Origin of the sequence: Micromonospora sp. M51 (genome assembly GCF_018070305.1) — a bacterium.
GTDB lineage: Bacteria > Actinomycetota > Actinomycetes > Mycobacteriales > Micromonosporaceae > Micromonospora > Micromonospora parva.
In genome coordinates, this window is sequence record NZ_JAGPXZ010000756.1 from 1 (window position 1) to 2,845 (window position 2,845).

The following is a 2,845-nucleotide window of genomic DNA, read 5'->3' on the forward strand; positions in this document are numbered from 1 at the left end:
GAGCATGACCGCCTGGTCGTCGCTGATCTCGTCGGGCACCTTGATCGGGCCGACGTCGGCGAACGGCACCCGGGCGTACTCGGCCTGGCCGCCCGCGTACCCGCCGAGCAGGTGCGAGTAGCCGAAGATGCCGGCCGGCGAGTGCCCCATGATCTTCTCGGCGATGCCGGCGTTCGGGTTGGAGTTCTCGCAGACCGAGTAGAGGCCGCGCTGGCAGGAGGCGCAGTGCCCGCAGGCGATCGGGAAGGGCACCACCACCCGGTCGCCGGGGGCGAGGTTGCGGACCTGCGGGCCCACCTCCACCACCTCGCCCATGAACTCGTGGCCGAGGATGTCGCCCTTGCGCATCGCGGGAATGTAGCCGTGGTAGAGGTGCAGGTCGGAGCCGCAGATCGCGGTGGTGCTGATCCGCACGATCGCGTCCCGGGCGTTCATGATCTTCGGGTCGGGTACGTCGATGACCTTGACGCTGTCGGCGCCCATCCAGGCGGTGGCCTTCATTATCGGTCCCTTTCGGAGCGTGGACGGTCAGCGACGCGACGGCGGCAGCGGCTGGGCGGGACGCTGCATGGCCTGTTGGCGGACGGAGATGCCGTTGGGGCTGCCCTCGGAGCGGACGACCTCGCCGGTCTCCAGCACCTGCTTGAACCGGCGCAGGTCGTCACGGACCTGCTGCTCGGGTTCCTCGCCGAAGAGCTTCGCCACCGCTCGACCCAGCGCCCCTGCTGGCGGCGCGTAGCGCAACTCCACCCGCACCTCGGTGCCCCGGTCACCCGGGGCGGGCACGAACCGGACCCGGCCGGCGTTGGGCACCCGGCTTCCCGGCAGCGACCGCCAGGTGATCGACTTGTTCGGCTGGTCGTCGATGATCTCGGCGTCCCACTCGACGCGGTGCCCGGCCGGTCCCCTGGCGATCCAGTGCGAGCGGCGCAGGTCGTCGGCGCGGACGGATTCCAGGTGGGCCATGAACCGGGGCAGGTTCTCCATGTCCCGCCAGAACCGGTACGCCTCGGCGGGCGACCGGTTCACCGTCACCGCGATCTCCATCTGGATCACCCGGGCGCGGGCCCGTCGGGCCCGGCCGGTGCGGACGGCGGCGAGCACGTCCACGGCGGTGATGCCGGCGATGGCGAGGGTGGTCAGCGCGACCCGGCGGCGGCGGTCACCAGCACGGTCGGCCAGGGCCCGCCCGAGCACTGCGAGGTCCATCGCGTCGCCGGCCACCCGACTCCAGGCCCAGCCGGCCGGGCGGCGGCCGCTGAGCAGGCCGGCGGCGCTGCCCAACTCCCGCAGGCCGATGGCGGGGAGCACGGACCGGGCGGCCGGGCTGTCGTCCACGCCCGTCATCCGCGCGACAGGACCGGGCGCGGCCAGGGCGCCCACGCCCAGGGCCAGGCTCAGCAGGCCGAGCGCGCGCGGCAACGTCGCCGGCACCGGCCCGTCCAGCTCGGGCAGGAGCACAGTGTCGACACGACTCATGTCCGGTCCTCTCAGGTGGCGTCGCCGCCGGTCCGCTGCCGGGGGCGGCGGTGGTCCCGCCCCCGTGACGCTATGTCGTACCGGTGCCGTCCGCGCCGGGTTCGGGGGAGAACGTCCGATCCGGGCGGGCGTGGCCGGTTACCCGACCGGCGACGGTCGACATGGCGACATTGACCGAAATAGATCACTGTCAGCGGTTACCGTCGGCCCACCCGTCGCGCCGTCGGAAGGACACCCCATGAGCCGCGCACTCCTGCGCCAGCTGACCGCCACCGCCGCCGTCGCCCTGCTCGTCGTGGAGGCCGCCGCGCCGGCCGCCGCGGCTCCCCCCGGGTCGTCCGCGCCCGGCGGCGTCCGGACGGTGGTGCGCGACGCGGCGAGCGGCGCGCCGGTCCCCCGGGCCTGCGCCGCGCTCGTCCCGGTGGACGCCGCGGCGTTGGCGGCGGTCACCCTCGGCGAGGATCAGCTCGGGCGGTACGGGGGCTGCGCCGACGAGCAGGGTGTCCTGGTGACCGGCGATGTCGCCCCGGGGCGGTACCGGCTGCTGGTGCGCCCCTACGACACGACGACGCACGGCTGGCAGTGGGTCGGCCGGCACGGCGGCACCGGTGCGCGCGCGGGGGCCCGGGTGGTCCGGGGGCCCCCCGGCGCGGTGACCGCCGTGCCGGACGTCCGACTCGACCCGCCCGGCACCGTCGTCGGGGTGGTGACCGACGCGGCGACGGGCGCGCCGGTCCCCCGCGCCCGGGTCATGGTCGTGCCGTACGTGCCGGATCCGAAGTACGGCGACCACGGCCCGACCACCGACGACGACGGCCGCTACACGATCACCGGTCTCGGCCCGTACCACTGGCCGGTCCAGTTCGCCGCCGCCGGCCTGGCGACCGTCTGGTCCGGCGGGGTGGGCAGCCGGCAGCAGGCACGGCCGGTGCGGGTGCGCGCCCAGCAGACGGCGACCCTGAATCAGGCGCTGCCCGCCGGGACACCGCTCGGTGGGGCGGTACGGGTCGACGAACTGCTCACCTACGCCCAGGTGATCGCGTTCGACGCGGCCACCGGGGACGTGGCCGGCGTGGCGGACGTGGGCAGCGGTTACGACCTGCGCCTGCTCCCCGGGCAGCGGGTGAAGCTGCGCTGCGACTGCGCGTACGCCCCGCCGGTGTGGCATCGCGACGCCGCCGGCTTCGACGCCGCTACCGCCGTGCGGGTCGGGCGGACCCCGCTCGTGGTGGACTTCAACCTCGGCTGACAGGGATTCTGTCCAGCCACCGGAACCTTCTCCCCGGCCCGTTGGTGGGAGTGGTGAAGAAGGGGGGTGGCGGTGTCCGACGGCGATCTGATCTCCGAGCTCTACGCCGGCTGTTTC

3 protein-coding genes are annotated in these 2,845 nt (G+C 74.4%); 1 reads left to right on the forward strand and 2 read right to left on the reverse strand.

What is annotated here, in order from left to right; translation table 11 throughout:
- Both KBX53_RS28220 and KBX53_RS28225 read right to left on the reverse strand, forming a co-directional pair.
- Positions 1 to 501, reverse strand: a 501-nt coding sequence (locus tag KBX53_RS28220; RefSeq protein ID WP_210862591.1) for an alcohol dehydrogenase catalytic domain-containing protein, incomplete at its 3' end; no start/stop codon positions are given.
- Between the two features lie 27 nt (positions 502 to 528).
- Entirely contained in the window at positions 529 to 1,479 is a 951-nt protein-coding gene (locus tag KBX53_RS28225; protein WP_051708526.1) for an SRPBCC family protein, read from the reverse strand.
- A gap of 238 nt (positions 1,480 to 1,717) precedes the next feature.
- Between KBX53_RS28225 and KBX53_RS28230 the strand changes: the two genes are divergently transcribed.
- Complete coding sequence (locus KBX53_RS28230) at positions 1,718 to 2,728, forward strand: carboxypeptidase-like regulatory domain-containing protein (protein ID WP_210862593.1); 1,011 nt, start codon at positions 1,718 to 1,720, stop codon at positions 2,726 to 2,728.
- Positions 2,729 to 2,845: the final 117 nt, after the last annotated feature.

What these genes read in the sequence shown, in the direction of transcription:
- KBX53_RS28230 (WP_210862593.1), top strand. Translation starts at nt 1,718, where the DNA reads ATGAGCCGCGCACTCCTGCGCCAGCTGACCGCCACCGCCGCCGTCGCC.
- KBX53_RS28225 (WP_051708526.1), bottom strand. Translation starts at nt 1,479, where the DNA reads ATGAGTCGTGTCGACACTGTGCTCCTGCCCGAGCTGGACGGGCCGGTG.